The sequence below is a fragment of the Streptomyces ortus genome, from assembly GCF_026341275.1.
Classification (GTDB): Bacteria; Actinomycetota; Actinomycetes; order Streptomycetales; family Streptomycetaceae; genus Streptomyces; species Streptomyces ortus.
In genome coordinates this window covers 4,085,988-4,106,299 of record NZ_JAIFZO010000002.1, presented here as the reverse complement: position 1 = coordinate 4,106,299, position 20,312 = coordinate 4,085,988, and the positions used below count along the sequence as shown (strand labels likewise).

Sequence of the window (20,312 nt, the reverse complement as noted above, 5' to 3'; positions counted from 1 at the left end):
CGTGATCCCGGCCGTCCCTCACGCACCTAGGGGCGCGGGGAACTGCGCAAACCGGCGCTGCGGCGCGTCAGGACCTGTAGGGGTTGTACGCCGGGTACGGCGGCGGGTACCCGTACCCCGGCGCGGGCCACGGCGCCGGAGCCGGTGCCGTCGCCCGCGCCGCGTACGCCAGCGCCGGGCGAGCCGGCTCCCGCCGCGCCCACAGCTCGTTCAGCAACTCACGCTCCCGTACGGCGAAGTCGGCACCTGCCCGGCCCCGGCGCCCCCGATGGCGCAGAAACGCCAGCGACGTCGCGTACGCCTCGTACTCCGCCACCGCCCGCCCCGCGTCCCGACCGCCGTGATGCGTCGCGTACTCCCGGGCCAGCCGGCGCGCCTTCATCGAGCCCAGGACGAACGGCTCGGGTGCGGCCAGCCACCCGGCCATGGCGTACGAGGGCAGCTCCGTGCGGACCGTGCCCAGTTCGCGCTGGCGCGTCCAGACGGCCAGCCAGGTGAGCAGCCCGAAGGACGGGACCATGAAGGCCGCGTAGACCGCGAAGAAGCCGTACTCGCCGAAGGCCGACGAGCCGTTCCACATCGCGTGCATGCCCATCGCGAGCAGCAGCCCGACGAGGGGCAGAAGTACGCGGCGCACCTGCTGGCGGTCCGCCGAGCGCGCCGCGATGCCGAAGCCGATGCCCGTCAGCACGGTGAACAGCGGGTGCGCGAACGGCGACATGATCACGCGTACGAAGAAGGTCGCCGCGGTGACGGAGAAAAGGCCGGTGTCGCCGCTGAGCCGGTCCGTGCCGAAGGCCGTGCCCAGGTAGAGGATGTTCTCGGTGAACGCGAAACCGGTCGCCGTGACGCCCGCTATCACCACGCCGTCGACTATCCCCGTGAAGTCCCGTCTGCGGAACAGGAAGACGAGCAGGACCGCCGCCGCCTTCGCCGACTCCTCGACGACCGGCGCTATCACCGTCGCGCCGAGGGTGTCCGCGTGGGACGGGTCCGCGGTCGCCGTCGCTATCCACTGCGTCGCGAAACTGTTCGCGACGATGGCTATCAGCGCCGCCGCGCAGGCGCCCCACGCGAAGGAGAAGAGCAGGTTTCTCCAGGGGCCCGGATCGACCCTGTCCAGCCAGCGGAACGCCGCGACGAGCAGGGGGACGGGGAAGACGGCGAGGCCGAGGCCCACCAGGAAGCCCTCGGTGCCGGTCTGTTTGCGGACGAGGGCCAGGATGACCAGGCCCGACAGGGCGAGCAGGGTGGTCAGCGCGGCGTAGCGCACCCACGTGCGCTGCCACCAGTGCGCGTGCCGACGGGCGGCCTCGGCGGGGAGGCCGGGGGGTGTCGGGGGTGGGGGACTGGTGGCCATGACAAAAACCCTAACGAGGGAGGGGCTCGGCCCGCGAGAGCGCCCCGTCCCGGGGTGGGGAGGCGCCGCTCAGGTGCCCGGGCTGTCCGGACCGCTGTTCGTGCCATGCGGTACGCGGCGGAACAGGAGATCGTTCACCACGTGGCCCTTGTCCAGGCCCTGCGCCTCGAAACGGGTCAGCGGGCGGAAGTCGGGGCGCGGCGCGTAGCCGGTGACGTGGTCGCCGGCGGCGTCGGGGAGTGTGGGTCGGGTGTTCTCGAAATCCGGGTGGGCGGAGAGAACTTCCAGCATCACCTCGGCGTACGGCTCCCAGTCCGTCGCGCAGTGCAGCAGCGCGCCGGGGCGCAGGCGGGACGCGGCCAGCGTGAGGAACTCCGGCTGGATCAGGCGCCGCTTGTGGTGGCGCTTCTTGGGCCAGGGGTCCGGGAAGTAGACGCGCAGGCCGGCGAGGGAGTCCGGGGTCAGCATCTCGCGGAGCAGGATGATCGCGTCGCCGTTGGCCACGCGGATGTTGGACAGGCCGGCGCGGTCCGCGAGGTTCAGCAGGTTGCCCTGGCCGGGGGTGTGGACGTCGACGGCGAGGATGCCGGTGTCCGGGTCCGCGGCGGCCATCTCGGCGGTTGCCTCCCCCATGCCGAAGCCGATCTCCAGGACGACGGGGATGTCGGCCTCGAAGAGTTCGGCGAGGTCGAGGGTTCGCTGCCCGTCGATGTCCAGGCCCCACTTGGGCCAGAGCCGCTGCAGCGCGTCCGCCTGGCCCTGGGTGACGCGGCTGCGGCGGGGCTGGAAGCTGCGGATCCGTCGCTCGAAGTGCGAGCCTGCCGGGTCGGGCTGGGGGCCGTCGGGGAAGCGGGGTTCGCTTTTCGGGCGGGGGGTTCGGGATGCATCAGACACAGTGCGTTGATTTTACGGCGTGGTGGGTCGTCGTGCGGCGTGGCGTCCGTCGTGGGTCGGGGCCGTGCCGGTACGCCGCGGTCCGCCGCCCCCGGGCATACGGAACCATGCCGGCAGGGCAGGCATGGTGTGGAAGGGCTACGCGGCGGACCACGACGTACCGGCACGGACCCTCGCGGCGTCCGTTCTCGCAGTGGTCGCAGTGGTCGCAGTGGTCGCGGCGGTTGCAGTGGTCAGGCCGCTGCCAGGGTTTTTAGGGCTCTCTGGGCCACCTCTCGGCCGATGGGGAGGGAGGCCGTGGCCGCGGGGGAGGGGGCGTTCAGTACGTGGACCGTGCGGGGGCCCTCCTGGATCAGGAAGTCGTCCACCAGGGTGCCGTCGCGCAGGACCGCCTGGGCGCGGACGCCCGCGGGGGTCGGGATCAGGTCGTCCGAGGTGATGGCGGGCAGCAGGCGGCGGACCGCTCGGGTGAAGGCCGCCTTGGACAGGGAGCGGTGCAGTTCGCCGGTGCCGTAGCGCCAGTGGCGGCGGGCTATGTGCCAGGAACCGGGCCAGGCGAGGGTCGAGCCCAGTTCGCGGGGGCGGACGGTGCGCCAGTCGTAGCCCTCGCGGGCCAGGGCCGGAACCGCGTTCGGGCCGACGTGGACGCTGCCGTCGATGCCGCGCGTGAGGTGGACCCCGAGGAAGGGGAACGCGGGGTCCGGCACGGGGTAGACGAGGCCGCGGACCAGGTCGGGGCGGGCGAGGGTGTAGTACTCGCCGCGGAAGGGGACGATCCGCATGTTCGGTTCGTCGCCCGTGCGGCGGGCGATCTCGTCGCAGTGGAGGCCGGCGCAGTTGACCAGGACGCGGGCGCGGACGACCGTGCCGTCGTCCGTGCGGACGGCCACGCCGAGGTCGGGGCGGCGGTCGATGTACGCGGCCTTCGTGCCGTACCGGATCCGGGCGCCGGAGGCGTTCGCGAGGTGCCGGGCCACGGCGCCGTAGTCGCACACCCCGGTGGTGGAGACGTGGATCGCGGCGAGGCCCTGTACCTCGGGTTCGTACTCCTCGATCTGGGGGGCGCCCAGTTCCCGTACGGGAATGCCGTTCTCCCGGCCTCGCTGGACCAGGGCGTGCAGGCGGGGGAGCTCGTCCCGCTCGGTGGCGACGATCAGCTTGCCGGTCACCGCGTGCGGGATGTCGTACTCGGCGCAGAACTTGACCATCTCGGCCGCGCCGCGCGCCGCGAACTGTGCCTTCAGGGAGCCCGGGCGGTAGTAGATCCCGCTGTGGATGACTCCGCTGTTGCGGCCGGTCTGGTGTCGGGCGGGGCCGGCTTCCTTCTCCAGCACCGTCACGCGGGTGCCCGGTGCGGCACGCGTGATCGCATACGCCGTCGACAGACCGACGATCCCGCCGCCGATCACCAGCACGTCACAGTCGTAAGCGATCTCCCGCACCATCCGCCCGCCCACCTCCCCTTCCGACTCAGCCACCACCGATAGTGCACTGCGCCACTGACAACGCCCTCAAACCACGATTCAGGCCGGGTACTTTTTCAGGGGTGCGGGGAAGTGGGCACGACCAGGCCGGCGCACCCGCAGGCGGCGCGCCGGGAAGCGCTGAGCCCTAGGCCGGTGCCATCAGCAGCGGCCGCGCCCGTTCCCGTAGCTCGACGACCCGCGGCTCGTCCCCGTACGGCTCCAGCCGGTGGAGGAGGTCCTTCACGTACTCGGTCGTGCGCGCCGAGGAAATGCGCCCGGCGACCTCCACCGCCCGCACCCCCTGCTCGCACGCCGCGTCCAGATTGCCCGATTCGAGCTCGGCGACCGCCGACACCACCAGCCGCAGCCCGTGCGAGCGTACGAACTCCTCCGTCGGCTTCGACAGGGCCTGCTCGGTGAATCGGCGGACCTGGCGCGGAGCCTTCAGGTCGCGGTAGCACTCCGCCGCGTCGGCCGCGAAACGGTCGTACGAGTAGAAGCCGAGCCAGGACGGATCCTGGTCGCCGTCCCGGGCCCGCTCCAGCCAGCCCTCCGCCGCCCGCAGGGCGCCCCCGGCCGCGTGGGCGTCACCCGCGCGGGCGTGGGCCCGCGCCTCGACCAGGCGGAAGAAGCTCATCGTGCGGGCCGTGGCCAGCCCCCGGTTGCGTTCGAGGGCGGCCTGCGCGAGGTCCACGCCCTCGTCGCCGAAGCCGCGGTAGGTCGCCTGGAGGGACATGGAGGCCAGTACGTAACCTCCGAGCGGGACGTCCGCCGCCGCGCGGGCCAGGCGCAGGGCCTGGATGTAGTAGCGCTGTGCCGCTTCCTGCTGGCCCGTGTCGAAGGCCATCCAGCCGGCCAGCCGGGTGAGTTCGGCGCTCGCCCCGAAGAGGGAGCGGCCGACCTCGTCCGAGTACGAGCCCAGGAGCAGCGGTGCCGCCTCCACCCGTAAGCACTCCGGCACCATGGACGAACGCCAGTCGCCGCCTCCGTATTTGGAGTCCCAGCGCCTGGCGTCCTCGGCGGCCTCCCGCAGCTTCAGCACGTCGCTGTGGCCGACTTTCAGTGGTGCCTGGGAACCCTCCAGCGGGCCGGCGTCCCGTGCCACCGAGGTGTCGGCCGGGGTTATCAGCCACCGGGAGGCGGGAGTCGCGTACGCGCTCACCGCGAACGAGCCGGCGAGCGACTGCCAGATGCCGCCGGAACCGGCCCGGCGCCCGGCGAGGTCGAGGCGGTACAGATCCGTCGCCGACCGCACGGCCTGCCCTACGTCGCGGGGGAAGGCGAGGCCCACCTCCGGCGCGGGGTCCGCGTCCGCCAGGCCGATCTCGTGGAGCGGCACCGGGCGGCCGAGTTTCTGGCCGATGGCAGCGGCGATGAGGTGGGGCGCGGCGCCTTGCGGCACCATGCCCTTGGACACCCAGCGCGCCACCGACGTCTTGTCGTAGCGAAGAGTCAACCCGCGTTGGGCGCCAAGATCGTTGACGCGACGCGCGAGTCCTGCGTTGCTGATTCCCGCGAGGGCGAGAACGGTGCCGAGTTTTTCGTTCGGCCCGCGTTGCTCCCTGGACATGCGCCACCCCTCGACACAGACGGCTGCCGCGCGGGTTCAGCCACGCGGCATTCGTGCTGTGTCTTCCCGGGCCGCCAACCCCTGGAACCCCACCCGCACAAGCACGTGGCTGAGCCCTCAGGAATATGCCTCCCGCGAAAACACAGGCAAACACAGGGTAGTTCGCCGCATCCCAAGCGTTAAGGGGCATTGTTCCGGATGGCGGGATTGTGGTCCGCGGGTCAGCACGGAGCGTCGTGTCGTGCTCCCGCTGTGTGGCAGTGCGCCCGTCCGTGCGCTCTTCTCCGGCCAACGGGGGAGCGCTTCGATGGATCGCGCGTGGGTCGGCCCGCTGTACTGGATCCAGTGGGCTGGGGGACACCGCCGCCTACATCCCCGCGGGCGGCGGACCGGTCCGGGAGGCGGAGTCCGCCTCCCGGACTGTGCGTTGCGCACAGCCTGTACGGAGCGTGTGCAAGCCTGTCTGTCCATCCCCGATTTGGCTGAATATCGCCCCTGCCTTCGGGAGCCAAAAACCGCGTCTACCACGGTACTTGAGGGCGCGTTGGGTGTTTTTGGGGAGTGTTTTGGGGGCGCATTCGCGTCGTACGCCAATAGTCAATTCCTCGCGATCGCCTTTCCCCGCGCGTGAGTTCACCGCCGAGGGGGCATCTCCCAGGGGCGCACAAAGGGGAGCGCGACCGGCGCCGTCGGCTCTCCGGCGCGCTTTCTTCGTGGCAGCATGGTGACCGGTTCGTGCGGTGCACTGGTTGTCCACAGCCTGTGGAGGCGGCGATGCGATGGTTGGTGGGATGGAGCAGCACCGCCGCTCGTGCGCCTGAGTTCGGTTCGGCGGGCGCGACCGGCGGCAACGGCGAGACCGTCCATCCGGTCGGGTCCCAACTCCTGTGGGGCGACCCCGATCCGCTCTGGGCGGTCGGCGACTGGCGCCCCGACGAGGTGCGGGTCGTCAAGGCCGACGACCAGAACCGCATGGCGGTGCTCGGTACGTGCGGCGCCTCCGACGAGGAACTGCGCGTGGGCCTGTTCGCCGCGCGCGGCGGGGCACTTCGGCATCTGACGGCCTGGTCCGGCAGTTACACGGCCGTCGTCCAGGTGGGCCGCCGTGTCATGGTCTGTGGCGATCTGGCAGGCTTCAGACCGGTGTTCTACACCCCGTGGGCCAGCGGTACGGCGTACGCGACCGCCGCCCTGCCCCTCGCCGACCTCATCGAGGCCAACCTCGACTTCGGGCATCTGGCGGCTCTGCTCGCGGCCCCCGACGTACCGGCCGCACTCCAGGACTCGACCCCCTACGAAGGCGTACGGCGCATTCCGCCGGGGCACGCGCTGATCCTGCGCGCCGGGGCGCGGGAGATCGCCGGGTACGAGCCGGTGGCCTCCCTCGCCGTCGCGGCCCCCACCGCCGACGCCGACAGCGCGGTGGACGGCGTCCGGGACGCCCTGGTGGAGGCCGTCCGCACGCGGCTGGCCGCCCCCCGGCACGTACCGGGAGCGGACATAGATCCCGGACCTGTGCCGGGCATGGGGCCCGCGGAGCGGCGTGCGGCGCGCGGCATGCCGGTTCCGGGCATCGGGGCCGACCTCTCCGGGGGACCCGCCTCCGGCACGCTCGCCCTCCTCGCCGCCGGACTGCCCGGCGCCCCCGGCACCGTCCTCGGACACGGCACGGGCGCGGGCGAACGCCTCCTCGCGGTCACCTTCAACGACATGGTGGTCAAGGGCCGGGAGGCCGAGCTGGAACGGGCCGGCACGCTCGCTGCCAACCCGCGCCTGCACCACGTGGTGGTGGCCGGGGGCGAGGAAGTCCTGCCCTACGCCGAACTGGAGGGCCCGCTCACCGACGAGCCGGGCCCGTCCCTGGTGACGGCCGCCCGCCATCGCGCGCGCCTGGCCTCCGGCAGCGCGGACCACTTCACCGGGTACGGCGCCCGACAGGTCCTGGACGCCCATCCGGCCCGTCTCGCCGACCTGCTCATGGACCGCAAGCGGCGCCACCTGGTGCGTCCGGTCGCGGCGCTGACGAAGGCGGACGGTTCCGTCATGGTCCCCGCGCGCGTGTACGGCGCGGCCCGCAGACTCTCCCGTACGTCCTACGTGGTGGGTGTGGAGAGCCTGGCCGACAGGCTGCTGCACAAGCGGTTCGAGGAGCCGGCGGGAGCGGTCGGGGCGTCCCTCGCCGCGCTCACCTGGGCCAGGCCGGGCCCCGCCGCACGGTGGCTGACGGGTGAGGCCCTCGCTGAAGTATCGGTTCGCCTGACGGGTGCGACGACCCGCGCGAACGTCGGTCCCGGCCAGCGGCCCGGCGATTTCCGGGCCCGCTCCGCGCTCACCCGGCACGCCGCGGACCTCCGGATCCTGGAGCAGGCCGCCGAGGTCCGCTTCCAGCGCCTGCACGCCCCCTTCCTCGACAACCAGGTCGTACGCGCCTGTCGCGCCCTTCCCGAGGCGCTGCGGGTGCGGCCCGGGGCGCGGGCCGCGATCCTCCGTACGGTCCTGGAGGGCGCCGGGGTGGCGGACCTGCCGCCCGGCTGGGGCGCCCCCTCCCACGCGTCGTCCAACGCCGCCGCGCGCATCGGGGTACGGGTCGCCGTGGACGAACTGGTGGCCCTCTTCGACACGCCCCTGCTCGCCCAGGCCGGTCTGGTCGAGGCACGCGTGGTCCGCAAGGCCCTCCGAGCGGCGGCCGACGGCGAGCCCCTCCCCCTGGAAGGCCTCGCGGACCTGGTCTCCCTCGAACTGTGGCTCCGCCGCCTCCTGGACCGCCGAGGCACATGCTGGACGGGCACGCCGGCCCGCATCCTCCGAGAGGCCCTGGACCTGTGGCGGGGCCCGGCCCTGGCCGACCTCCCCGACCGCACCACGGCGGCCACCCGACCGGAATCCCTCCGGCAGGAGGCGACCCGCGCGCGCGTGGAGGCGGATCTGCGCAACGGCCGCGCCCACGACGCCGTACCGGAACTGCGGGCCCTCACCGAGACCCACCCGTACGACGAGTCGCTGCACGCCCTTCTCGTCCGGGCCCTGCGTGACACGGGCCGTCCGGCGGACGCGCTGGACGCGTACGAACGGGCCCGCCGTGCCCTCGCCGACGGCCTCGGCACGGACCCGAGCCCGGAACTGCGCGCCCTGCACGCGCAACTGCTGACCCCGCACGCGGCCCCGCCGAACCCGAAGGCGACTCCCGCCCCCGAACACCGCGAACCGACCGGCAACATCCGTCCCCGCCTCAACTCCTTCGTGGGCCGGGAACCCGAACTCGACGCGATTCGTTCCGAATTGCACCGGGCCCGTCTCGTCACCCTCACCGGACCGGGCGGCTCAGGAAAGACCCGTCTAGCAGAGGAGGCCGCCTCCGGGCATCCACGGGCTTGGCTGGCCGAGCTCGCCCCGCTCGACCGGCCCGAGGCGGTGCCGGGCGCGGTCGTCAGCGCCCTGGGCCTGCGGGAGACCGCGCTGATGACCCATGAGATGGCGGGTCAGCAGCACGACCCGGTCGCCCTGCTCGTCGAGTACTGCGCCCCGCGCACGCAACTCCTGATCCTTGACAACTGCGAGCACCTCATCGACGCGGCGGCCGAGCTCGCCGAGACGCTCCTGACCCGCTGCCCGGGGCTCACGATCCTCGCCACCAGCCGTGAACCCCTCGGAGTGCCCGGTGAGTCCGTGCGCCCGGTCGAGCCCCTCCTGCCGGCACCGGCACACCGCCTCTTCAGGGAGCGCGCGGCGGCGGCCCACCCCGAGGGTGATGTCACCGACGACGCCGCCGTGGAAGAGATCTGCCGCCGCCTCGACGGTCTGCCGCTGGCCATCGAACTGGCCGCCGCCCGGCTGCGGATGCTCGCCCCGCGCCAGATCGCCGACCGGCTCGACGACCGCTTCCGGCTCCTCACCTCGGGCAGCCGTACGGTTCTGCCCCGCCAGCAGACCCTGCGCGCGGTCGTCGACTGGTCCTGGGACCTCCTCGACGAGCCCGAGCGGACCGTCCTGCGTGAGGTGTCCGTCTTCGCCGGCGGCTGGGACCTGGAGGCCGCGGAAGCGGTGTGCAGCGGGCCCGTGGCCGAGCTGATCGGAGCGCTCGTCGACAAGTCCCTGATCGTCGCGACACCCGGCAGGCGGGGCGACGACGCCATGCGCTACCGCATGCTGGAGACGATCCACGAGTACGCGGTGGAGCGCGTCGCCGAAACCCCCGAACTGCGCGCCGAGGCCGAGCGCAGGCATCGCGCGTGGGCCCGCGCGCTGGTCGAACAGGCCGACCCCCTCCTGCGGTCCGCCGACCAACTCCGCTGGATCGACCGCCTGGAGAGCGACCTCGACAACATCCGCGCGGCCCTGCACCGCAGCGTTCTCGCGGCGGACGAACCGGAGGCCGCGGCGCTGGTGCTCTCCATGGGCTGGTTCTGGTGGCTGCGCAACTTCCGCAGAGAGGGCGCGACCTGGACCAACCGAGTCCTGCTCCTGGGAGCGGCACTCGACGCGACGGCGGGGACGAATCCGGCGGCGACGGATCAGGCGGCTACGTATCCGGCGGCGACGGACCGGGCGGCGACTGGTTTGGTCGGGGCGGACCCTGCGCCGACGAAACCGGTGGCGGCGGGTCCGGTGGGGACGGACCCAGCGGCGATGGATCCGGCGGAGACCGGTCTCGTCGGAGCGGATCCGGTGGCGACGGGTCTGGTCAGGGCGGATCCGGTGGCGATGGGTCCGGCGGAGACCGGTCTCGTCGGAGCGGATCCGGTGGCGACGGGTCTGGTCAGGGCGGATCCGGTGGCGATGGGTCCGGCAGCGACCGGTCTCGTCAGGGCGGGTCCGGTGGCGAGGGGCCCGATGGGGGCGGATCCCGCGGCGACGGGCCCGGTCGGGGCGGATCCCGTGGTGGCAGGTCCGGGGAGGGCGGATCCTCCGCGTCTCCCCACCGCCGGTCTCGCCGGCCTCGCCGGGGTTCAACTCGACACGGTCGACCCCCTGGCGATCTGCCTCGACACGAGGGATCCCCTGAGAGCCGGTCTCGGCCTCGGCATCGACATCGACCCCGTCGGGGCCTTCCTCGCCGACCCCGAGGGTGAGAGCGGGCACCCCCTGCACAGGGTCCGGCTCAAGCTGCGGGTGCTGCAGATCTTCCTGGCCTCGGAACTCGGGAGGGTACCGCTGACGGAAGAGCGGACCGTGGAGTACGTCGCCCGCCTGCGGAGCACACTGGCGCGCGGCGGCCCCGACGCCGCGAGCTTCCCCGGCATCCTCTGGCCGCTGATCGGATTCCTGATCGGCAACACCGACGGCGTGCGCGGGACGATGGAGACCTCGCTCGCCAACTGCCGCGCCCACGGCGGCGAATGGGAGATCGGCGTCGCCCTGCTGTTCTCCGTACACGTGGCCGTCGACATGCCCGGCGGCATGGAGTACGTCGACGGGTACGTCGAGGAACTGCGGACCGTCTCCCTGCGCGTCGGTGACCGCTGGATGCGGGCCCAGGTGTGCCCGCTGGATGCGGGCCCAGGTGTGCGGCGCGGTCGGCGAGGCGGCCATGGCGCGCAGTCGGTTCGAGGAGGCGAAGGCGGAGTTCGAGGAGGCGTTGCGGCTCGCCCACGAGGTGCGGGCGTACGCGGAGAAGCCGTTCCTCATCGCGCGGCTCGGCGAGATCGCCTACCGCGAGGGCGACCGGGCGGCGGCGCTCAGGGCTCTGGACGAGGCGACGGCCGCGGCCGACCGCTACGCGGTGCCGGACTCACGGGCGTTCGTCCTCCTCGTACGGGCCCAGATGGCGCTCGACGACCGGGAGTTCGGGCGCGCTCGCGAACTCTGCGAGGCGGCCCGCAAGGAGACGACGCGGGGCACCCCGCCGCCCCAGTTCATCGCCGCGCTGAACGGCGTCGACGGCCTTCTCACAGCCGTCGAGTCGGGTCCGGGACAGGGCCTGCGGCGCCTGGCCGACGCGCTGCGCAAGGCCATGGCGGACAGCTGCGCGGAGGTGGTCCTCGCCACCCTGGCCGAGCAGGCGGCGGGGGTGCTCTCCGGCATCGGCGAGCACGCGCGCGTGGTGCGCGTACTCACGGCCGCCTCCTGCTGGCGGGAAGGCCACCCGCGCCCGCTGCCGCACCGGACGGACCTCGAACGCATCGAGGCCACGGCACTGGCCGCACTCGGCCGCCGGGCCTACGACACCGAGCGCGCCACCGGCGCCGCGCTCACCCGGGGCGGCGTCCTGGGCGTCCTGGAGGAACTGGCCGAGGCGTCACCGGCACCGGAAACGTGAGTCGGCCCAGTCCGCCAGGGCCACCGGGCCGAAGCCCGAGTACGGTTCGACGACCAGGCGGATCGTTTTCCTGCCCGTCAGATCGACGTGCAGGGGCACCGCGGCCTGACCGCCCCGGATCAGCCCCGACCGCCACCTCCGCACACCGTCCGCGAACACCGAGAACCGCACCTGACCGAGGCCCATCGTCAGGTCGTCCACGCCGACCATCGCGTCGTACGAGGAACAGGTGCGGTTGAGATCGATGGTGACCGAGGAGGCGCCGTGCACGGTGACACCGTTCGCGTACCGCTTGCCGGCGACGGACATGCCGTAACGCTGCCAGACCCAGCTGCTCTCGCCGAGCCGCATCTCGGGCTCGGTGCCGTCCCCGGTGATGCCGTACTTCAGCTCGTTCCACTGGAAGTCCTCGGGCTCCGGGGGCGGCGGGGGAACGGGAGCGGGAGGCGGCGTGGGCTTCGGTGGGGGTGTCGGAGCGGGCGTCGGCCGCGGCTTCGGCTTCGGGGTGGGGTCGGGCGCGGGCGTCCGGGCCGGTGCCGAGGGCGGCTTCGGCTTGGGTTTCGGCGCCGCCGCGACCGCCGCGGGCTCGGGTGCGGCCTTCGGCGGGGGCGAGGACCGGGAGGGCGACGGTGACGGTGACGGCACGCTCGGTTCGACGACCGGGCCGGGCGGGCGCGGCCCGGCCTCGTCCTTCTTGACGGCCGCGTCGTCGCCCGTGAGCGCGAACACCACCGTGGCGACGGCCGCAGCGACGATCCCCGCGACGATCCCGGCCTTCGCGGGCGTGCCGAGCCCCTCCGCCGCGGCCCCGCCGGCCCCCGCGCCACCCGAACCGCCGCCGGCCGCGGAGGCGGCTCCCGCGGCCCCGGCCGCACCCACGCCGGTCCCGCCGGCGATGAGGGCAGCCGCCTTCGCGTATCCGGCGGCACCGAACCAGCCGATGACCGCGATCGGCACGACCGCCGGGATGCCGTTCGCGACGTCCTTGATCTGGCCGGCGGCCAGCCGGCACTTGGCGCACTCCTCCAGGTGTTTGCGCAGCCCGCGCTCGGCCCGCGTGCGCAGGCCGCCCCGCGCGTACGCGCCGAGCCGGTCGGCGTACCGCGCGCACTCCTCGTCCGTGGTGAGCGTGGCGCTCACATGGGCCTGCAGATAGGCCTGCTTGAGGCCTTCACGGGCCCGGCTGGCCAGTACGCGCGTGCCGTTGGCGTCGAGGCCGAACAGCGTGGCGACCTCGCTGGGCGACTCGTCCTCGACCTCGGTGTGCCACAGCACGGCCTGCCAGCGCTCCGGCAGCGACCGGAACGCCTGCATGGCCATGGACTGCTCGGCCTCGTGCATGGCGCGGACGTCCGCGCCCAGTTCCTGGGAGGCGGTGTCGTCCGACAGCTCGGAGCCGCGCGCGGCCTGCGCCGCGAACACGGCGAAGTCGTCGACCAGGTGCTCCCGCCGCGCGGACCTGGTCCAGCCCGCCGCGACCCGCCGTACGGTCGTCAGCAGATAGGCGCGTACGGAGTGCTCGGGGCCGCTGCCGCCGCGGACGGCCTGGAGCATGCGGGCGAAGACCTCGGCGGTGAGGTCGTCCGCGGTGTGGGCGTCGCGGCAGCAGGTACGCGCGTACCGGCGGACGGCGTCCGCGTGGCGGCGGTACAGCTCCTCGTAGGCCGTGTCGTCGCCCGAACGCATCCACCCGATCAACTCGGCGTCGGCGGGCGGCGGTTCGACGATCTCGGCGGGCGGCGGCAGCACTCCGCCGTCCTGCTGCTCACGCCGCTCGCGCTGCGGCGGAACAACGGCTTCCGGTACGGCGCTGTCGAGCGGCTCGTCCTGCTCGTCAACGCTCATCGCGGAAAGCCCCCGCCTGCACACTCGGACCCGAACACCGGGAAAGAGTGCCACAAGCCCTCAACCGTGTTACCCACAGGAACGCAGCAACCACTCATCCGTATGGATCACCCAACCACCCCTTGACGCCCGATAGGAGCGCGGGGAACGACGCACTCCAGCCCAAACCGACCCGCACTCCCCAACAGGGCTCACCCCGACTCCCTAAAGGGGCGCGGGGAACGGCGCACTCCAGCCGAAACTCACCCGCACTACGCAACAGGGCTCGCCTTCGACTGCCATAGGGGCGCGGGGAACGGCGCACTCCAGCCGAAACCCACCCGCACTACGCAACAGGGCTCGCCTTCGACTGCCATAGGGGCGCGGGGAACGGCGCACTCACCCCCCGGGCGCACCCACCCCCGACCACCCCCCACCCCCGCCGGAGGCGACCGCACGCGGACAAGCACCCCCACGCACAGCCGCCGCACGCCAAGTGCCACGCGCCTACGCAGGACGCGAACGCAACCCTTCCAGCAGGATGTCCAACAGCCGCGCGGACGCCGCAGCCTGCTGCGCGGCATCCGGCAGAGACGGCGCCGCCGTGGCTATCACCAGCAGCACGTCCGACACCGTCACATCCGCCCGCAGCGCACCCGCGCCCCGCGCCCGATCCACGAGCCGCCCCACGACCTCAAGCAGCTGGGCCGCCCCGGCGTCGTCCTCGTCCGGCTCCCCGAGGGAAACCGGCCGCTGCTCCACGAGCCGCAGATCGGGCCCGCCGGGCTGGGACCGCTGCTGCGGAACCCGCGCCCCGTCGCGCACCGGAACTCCGTCGAGCACCGGGACTCCGTCGCGCACCGACGTCCCGTCGAGGACCGAACCGTCCTCGCCGACCCCCACCCGCAGCACCTGCGGCGGCAGCAGGCGCCCCGCGCCCGACGCCACCGACGTCCGCAGGAAGCGCGACAGCGCCGACCACGGCTCGTCCTCCTGCCCGAGCGCGGAGCGCGCCTGATCGGTCAGCCGGGAGGTCTCCTCCTCGGCGATACGCCGGACCAGGACGTCCTTGCTCGGAAAGCGCCGGTACACCGTGCCCACACCGACCCGCGCGCGCCGTGCCACGTCCTCCATGGGAGCGCCGTACCCCAGCTCCCCGAAGACCTCACGCGCCGCGCGCAGTACGTGCTCCAGATTGCGCTGTGCGTCCACCCGCAGCGGCGTGGTGCGCGATACGTCCCCCGCGCGTCCGTTGCTCGCCGCCTGGGTCGCGCCGCCCGTTGGAAGGGCGGACGCGGATGTCCAATGAGTGTCCTGAATATGCATGTGTGTTCCCCCGGTAATGACGTCTCCCCCCGGAGACTCTCCCCGCCATCGACAGACCGGAGTCAGCGGAACAACCTTCGCCGTAGGACCCCACCGTACGGACCCGTCGAGCGCATCCCCCTACACCCCGATGACAGACGAACATAGTTGAGGCGGAGTCAATTCAGAAGGGGGAGGTTCCGCACGGAGCGCCCCCCGATCGGAGTACGGGCCGGTTACGTCCCGGTTGCGCCCCCTAATGCCACCCAGCTCACACCTGCTGACCTGCGAACCTTCCTCGCGCTCCGGCGAAACGGCCCGCTCCGCTCGTCTTCGGCCGCCGGTCACACAAATTGACGGGCCTGTGGACAAACGCCCGTAGCCGGTGCGTCATGGGTGAGTGAAGGAACGTGCGCGCATTCTCGTTGTCGGCGGCGGCTACGTCGGGATGTACACCGCCCTGCGTCTCCAGCGGAAGCTCAGACAGGAGCTGAAACGCGGAGACGTGGAGATCACCGTGGTCACTCCCGACCCGTACATGACCTATCAGCCCTTCCTGCCGGAGGCGGCCGCGGGCTCCATCTCGCCGCGCCACGTCGTCGTACCCCTGCGTCGCGTCCTCGACCGGTGCCGCGTCGTCATCGGCGAGGCCACGTCGATCGACCACGCCAAGCGCACCGTGACCGTCGCGACCCTCGCCACCGAGGAGGAGGGCACGGGCCCCGACCAGCTTCCGTACGACGAACTGGTGCTGGCCCCCGGCTCCGTGGCGCGCACCCTTCCGATCCCCGGCCTCGCCGAGTTCGCCATCGGCTTCAAGACCGTCGAGGAGGCCATCGGTCTGCGCAACCACGTCATCGAGCAGATGGACATCGCCTCCTCCACCCGCGACCCCGCGATCCGCGACGCCGCCCTGACCTTCGTCTTCGTAGGAGGCGGTTACGCCGGAGTGGAGGCGCTCGGCGAGCTGGAGGACATGGCCCGGTACGCCTCCCGCTACTACCACAACGTCCAGCCCGAGGACATGAAGTGGATCCTCGTAGAGGCCTCGGACCGCATCCTCCCCGAGGTCGGCGAGGAGATGGGCAAGTACACCGTCACCCAGCTGCGCCGCCGCAACATCGACGTACGCCTGCGGACGCGCCTCGACTCCTGCACCGACCGCGTCGCCGCCCTCAGCGACGGCGCCCGCTTCCCGACCCGCACGGTCGTGTGGACGGCGGGCGTGAAGCCCCACCCGATCCTCGCCGCCACCGACCTGCCGCTGAACGAACGCGGTCGGCTGAAGTGCACCCCCGAGCTGACCGTGGAAGGCACCACGCACGCGTGGGCCGCGGGCGACGCCGCCGCCGTACCCGACGTGACCGCGTCCGCGCCCGGCACGGAGACGGCCCCCAACGCCCAGCACGCCGTCCGCCAGGCCAGGGTCCTCGGCGACAACATCGCCCACTCCCTGCGCGGCGAGCCGCTGGAGACGTACTCCCACAAGTACGTGGGATCGGTCGCCTCCCTGGGGCTGCACAAGGGGGTCGCGCACGTCTACGGACGCAGGCTGAAGGGATACCCTGCCTGGTTCATGCACCGCGTCTACCACCTGAGCCGGGTGCCCACCTTCAACCGAAAAGCCCGCGTGCTCGCCGAATGGACCCTGTCGGGCCTCTTCAAGAGAGAGATCGTCTCTCTCGGTTCGCTCGAACACCCCCGCGCGGAGTTCGAACTCGCGGCCGGTGGAAAGCCTCCCCAGGACCACCCGAAGGGGTCGTCCTGACCGGAGTCAGGAACTTCGCCCGCGGGACCGGCGTCTGACGAATGTCGGCCCCGTCGGACACACTGGTCCATCACGACCATGGGCGGGCCGACCGCTCGCCCTTCGATCCCACGAGGCCTGTCCCACAGTGAACTTCACGCGCTGGAGCGCTCGGCTCCCCGGAACGCAGCGCCGCGCGGCGGCGCGGGCCGACGGACTGTCCACGGCCCTCCCCCCGGAGGGCTCCGTGCCCGCGGCACGCGCCGAGCGGCCGACCGCCGAGGGGACCTCGGTCGCGCTCGCCCCCGCCGTGGACGAGCTGCCGGTCCGTGAGGTCCTGGACCGCATCCCGGCCCTCGTCGCACTGGTGCACGGACCCGAGCACCGCCTCGCGTACGTGAACGACGCCTATGTGACGGCCTTCGGAGCCCGTCCGCCCGGCGAACCCGCGCGTGAGGCGCTGCCCGAGCTGGCCGAGACCGGTCTCCTGCCGCTCCTCGACCAGGTCCTGCGCAGCTCCAAGCCGCGCACGGTCAAGTCCCGCAAGGTCCCCGGCGGTCGCTCGTACACGTTCACGTGCACCCCCGTGGAGGTCACGGCCACCCCGGACGGGGGCGGTGTGCTGATCTTCGCGGTGGACGTCACCGACCACGCCGAGGCCGCCGAGCGGCTGCGGGCCAGCGAGCGCCGGCAGCGCGAGACCGCCGTCACCCTCCAGCGCTCCCTGCTCCCCCAGGAACTGGAGGAGCCGGACGACCTGCGCGTCGCCGCGACCTACCACCCCGGCGGCACGGAGGCCGCGGTCGGCGGCGACTGGTACGACGTGATCACCCTCGGCGGTGGCCGCACCGCCCTCGTCATCGGCGACGTGATGGGCCGCGGCATCCGCGCGGCGGCCGTCATGGGCCAGCTCCGCACGGCGGTCCGCGCGTACGCCCGCCTGGACCTGCCCCCGCACGAGGTCCTCCAGCTGCTCGACGGCCTCGCCATGGAGATCGACGCCAACCAGATCGCCACCTGCGTGTACGCGGTCCACGACCCGAACGAGGGCCGGCTGGTGTACGCCTCCGCCGGCCACCTCCCGATCCTCGTACGGGACGAGAGCGGCACCGTCCACCGCGCCGACGAGCCCACCGGGCCCCCGCTCGGCACGGGCGGCTGGATGCACGCCTCCGGTTCGGTGCCGCTGGGCCCCGGCTCCACCGCCGTCCTCTACACCGACGGCCTGGTCGAGCGCCGGGACGCGGACCTCGACGAGGGAATCGCCTCCCTGGAGGGCGCACTGGCCGGCGCCACGGGCACCCCCCAGGTGGTCTGCGACCGCCTGGTCCGCTCGATGGGCGTGACAGCCGAGCACGACGACGACGTCGCCGTCCTGGTCCTCCAGCACCCGGCGCGTACGGGCCCGGACGGCGACCTCTTCCGCAACGCGGCCCTGGAGCTGCTCGGCGGCACGGAAGCGGCCCCACGCGCGCGTGCCTTCGCCTCCGGCGTCCTCACCAGCTGGCGCTTCGCACCCGACCTGCACGACCTCGGCGTACTCGCCGCGAGCGAACTCGTCGCCAACTCCCTCCAGCACGGCACCCCGCCGATGCGCCTGAGACTGCGCCGCACCGACCGCCGGCTGATCGTGGAGGTCACGGACGGCGACGACCACCTGCCGCGCCGCCGCCGCGCGGAACCGGCCGACGAGTCGGGCCGCGGCATCGCGATCATCGCCGCCATCGCCTCGAACTGGGGCTCCCGCCGTGCCCCGGGCGGCGGCAAGGCGGTGTGGTGCGAGTTCGCCCTGCCGAGCGTCAGTTCCGTCAGGCCGCGGTCCGCACCGACTCCGTAGAGGCCCCGCCCCGCACCACGACCCGGCTCTTCGCGAGCGAGGGCTGGTTCTGCACAGGGGTGAGCTGCCGCCCCAGCCGTACGGCCAGGACGGTGATCCCCAGCGAGAACAGCAGGAACGTCACGATGTACGGCGCGTGCAGCGAGGCACCCATCGGGCCGCCCACCGCCGGGCCGACCGCGAGGGCCAGCTGCTTCACCAGGGCGAAGGCCGAGTTGTACTGCCCGGCCAGCCCGCTGGGCGCGAGATCCGCGACCAGCGGAGCCACGGTCGGCGACAGCATCGCCTCCCCGAGCCCGAACAGCGCGTATGTCGACACGAACGCGGCCGTGGCCATGGTCTGGCTGGCGTGCCCGAGGCCCGCGTACCCGGCGATGACCCAGGCGAGAGCCCAGATCAGTCCCACGGCGGCGATCACCCGGGACCGCTTGCGCCGCTCGACGAACTTCAGCACGGCGAACTGCGCGACGACGATCATCGCGGTGTTCGCGGCGAGAGCCGTCCCGAGCGCGGAGGTGGAGATGCCGGCCGCCTCGACGCCGTACGCGCTCAGCCCGGACTCGAACTGTCCGTAGCAGGCGAAGAACAGCACGAAGCCCACCACGCACAGCTGCACCATGGCCCGGTTGCCGAGCAGCTGCTTCCAGCTGCCCCCGGCCTGCTTCGGCGCTCTCTCGACGCGGGGCGCCTTCGGCATCCGTACGGTCGCCATGACCACCACGAGCAGCAGGAACATCGCCGCCTCGATCGCGAACAGCAGCGTGAACGAGCTCGCCCGCGAGGCATCGACGAGGTGACCGCCGATGAGCCCGCCGACGCCGAGGCCGAGGTTCTGCAGGAAGAACTGGGTGGCGAACGCGCGGGAGCGGGTCTCGGCGGTCGAGCAGTCGACGATCATCGTCGCCAGCGCGGGCTGCATCACGGCCTGCCCGGCACCGAGCGCGGCAGCCGACATCAGTACGGCCGCGGAGCTGCTCGACAGTCCCAGGCTCAGCGAGCCGACGGCGGCGGCGACCAGGGCGAGGAGCAGCACGGGCATCGGCCCTCGCCGGACGATGGCCCGCCCGGCGAACGGCAGCACCACGAGCGCGGCCACGGCGAAGACGGCGAGCACGAGTCCCGCCGTCATGGCACCGAGATCCCGTACCTGCGCCACGTAGACGTACAGATACGGGACGGTAAAGCCGAGGCCGAACGCGCTGAGTGCGTTGCCCACATGGATCCGGCGCATCTCCGCGCCCATCGCCCTGGTCACTTTCACCTGCCTTGATCAAGAAGTCTTACGCCTACCTCAGGAGTTAGGGCTGAAGGCTTCGAAGCTAAAGTTAGAAGCTAAACAGTACATCTCGAAGGACTTCAATGCCAAGCGGGCGCGTGCCATACTGCGGCCATGGGTGACACCCCCGCCGCGAACGAGCCGACGCTGGACGAGCAGATCGCCGCCTACCAGCGCGAGTTCCAGGACCTCGACCCCCAGGTCGAGAAGATCGTCTCGGCCCTCGGCCGCCTCAACCGCCGTATGAACGTCGCGTACGGCCGTCAGACCGCCGCCCTCGGCATCAGCAACGCCGAGTGGGAGGTCCTCAAGGCGCTTGTCCTGTCGGGAGCGCCCTACTGCCTGGGCCCCAGCGACCTGGCGAAGAGACTCGGCCTCACTCCGGCGGCCATGACCCACCGGATCGACCGGATGGTGGGGGAGGGGCTCGTCACCAGGGAGCGCGACGAGTCCAACCGGGTCCGCGTGATCGTGGAGCTGACGAACGAGGGCCGGGACAAGTGGCTGGAGGCCATGCGCCTTGCCACCGTCTTCGAGGAGGACCTGCTCCAGGACCTCTCACAGGCGGAGCGGGGTGCCCTGGAAGACGTGCTGGCCAGGCTGCTGCGACGCGTGGAGGACGCGCAGCCGGACGCCGGCGGCCGGCTCACCGACCTCGACTGAGGCCCGCGCGGGGCGAGTTGAGGGTTTGCCGGGCGCCAGCCAGGGGGAGACTTGACACTCCCCTCGTGGAACCGTAAGGTTCTTCGAGTTGCCACGGAGCCGTAACGGTTCTGC

The 20,312-nt window shown here is 72.5% G+C and carries 10 protein-coding genes and 1 pseudogene; 4 read left to right on the top strand and 7 right to left on the bottom strand.

Annotated elements, in window-relative coordinates; all coding sequences use genetic code 11:
- Nucleotides 1–67 precede the first annotated feature (67 nt).
- From K3769_RS21365 to K3769_RS21350, 4 genes are all read right to left on the bottom strand, one after another.
- A complete protein-coding gene (locus tag K3769_RS21365; protein WP_267027995.1) occupies nt 68–1,360 on the bottom strand; it encodes a PrsW family intramembrane metalloprotease in 1,293 nt (430 codons plus the stop codon).
- Between the two features lie 69 nt (nt 1,361–1,429).
- Entirely contained in the window at nt 1,430–2,254 is an 825-nt protein-coding gene (gene trmB / locus K3769_RS21360; protein ID WP_267027994.1) for a tRNA (guanosine(46)-N7)-methyltransferase TrmB, read from the bottom strand.
- A gap of 233 nt (nt 2,255–2,487) precedes the next feature.
- Nucleotides 2,488–3,699 carry an L-2-hydroxyglutarate oxidase gene (lhgO, locus tag K3769_RS21355; RefSeq protein ID WP_267031482.1) on the bottom strand — a complete coding sequence of 404 codons (1,212 nt, stop codon included), beginning with the start codon at nt 3,697–3,699 and terminating at the stop codon, nt 2,488–2,490.
- A 166-nt stretch (nt 3,700–3,865) separates the two neighbouring features.
- A complete protein-coding gene (locus K3769_RS21350) occupies nt 3,866–5,290 on the bottom strand; it encodes an NsdA family TPR-like regulatory protein (RefSeq protein ID WP_267027993.1) in 1,425 nt (474 codons plus the stop codon).
- Nucleotides 5,291–6,064: 774 nt separating this feature from the next.
- Between K3769_RS21350 and K3769_RS21345 the strand changes: the two are divergent.
- A pseudogene (locus K3769_RS21345) lies at nt 6,065–9,748 on the top strand (BTAD domain-containing putative transcriptional regulator); the annotation flags it as partial.
- Between the two features lie 1,777 nt (nt 9,749–11,525).
- Here K3769_RS21345 and K3769_RS21340 read toward each other — a convergent pair.
- Both K3769_RS21340 and K3769_RS21335 read right to left on the bottom strand, forming a co-directional pair.
- Nucleotides 11,526–13,391 carry a sigma-70 family RNA polymerase sigma factor gene (locus tag K3769_RS21340; protein WP_267027992.1) on the bottom strand — a complete coding sequence of 622 codons (1,866 nt, stop codon included), beginning with the start codon at nt 13,389–13,391 and terminating at the stop codon, nt 11,526–11,528.
- A gap of 486 nt (nt 13,392–13,877) precedes the next feature.
- Nucleotides 13,878–14,696, bottom strand: coding sequence for a TetR/AcrR family transcriptional regulator (locus K3769_RS21335; RefSeq protein ID WP_267027991.1), 819 nt, complete (start codon nt 14,694–14,696; stop codon nt 13,878–13,880).
- 379 nt (nt 14,697–15,075) lie between these two features.
- Between K3769_RS21335 and K3769_RS21330 the strand changes: the two genes are divergently transcribed.
- Nucleotides 15,076–16,443: an NAD(P)/FAD-dependent oxidoreductase gene (locus K3769_RS21330; RefSeq protein WP_267027990.1), complete on the top strand. Its 1,368-nt coding sequence runs from the start codon at nt 15,076–15,078 to the stop codon at nt 16,441–16,443.
- 127 nt (nt 16,444–16,570) lie between these two features.
- Nucleotides 16,571–18,259 (top strand): ATP-binding SpoIIE family protein phosphatase, encoded by a 1,689-nt coding sequence (locus K3769_RS21325; RefSeq protein WP_267027989.1) that lies wholly within the window; start codon nt 16,571–16,573, stop codon nt 18,257–18,259.
- On the opposite strand, the gene K3769_RS21320 is transcribed toward K3769_RS21325, so the two are convergent.
- Nucleotides 18,231–19,502: an MFS transporter gene (locus tag K3769_RS21320; RefSeq protein WP_267031481.1), complete on the bottom strand. Its 1,272-nt coding sequence runs from the start codon at nt 19,500–19,502 to the stop codon at nt 18,231–18,233. The genes K3769_RS21325 and K3769_RS21320 overlap by 29 nt on opposite strands.
- A 147-nt stretch (nt 19,503–19,649) precedes the next feature.
- On the opposite strand from K3769_RS21320, the gene K3769_RS21315 reads away from it, so the two are divergent.
- Nucleotides 19,650–20,198 carry a MarR family winged helix-turn-helix transcriptional regulator gene (locus K3769_RS21315; RefSeq protein ID WP_267027988.1) on the top strand — a complete coding sequence of 183 codons (549 nt, stop codon included), beginning with the start codon at nt 19,650–19,652 and terminating at the stop codon, nt 20,196–20,198.
- Nucleotides 20,199–20,312: the final 114 nt, after the last annotated feature.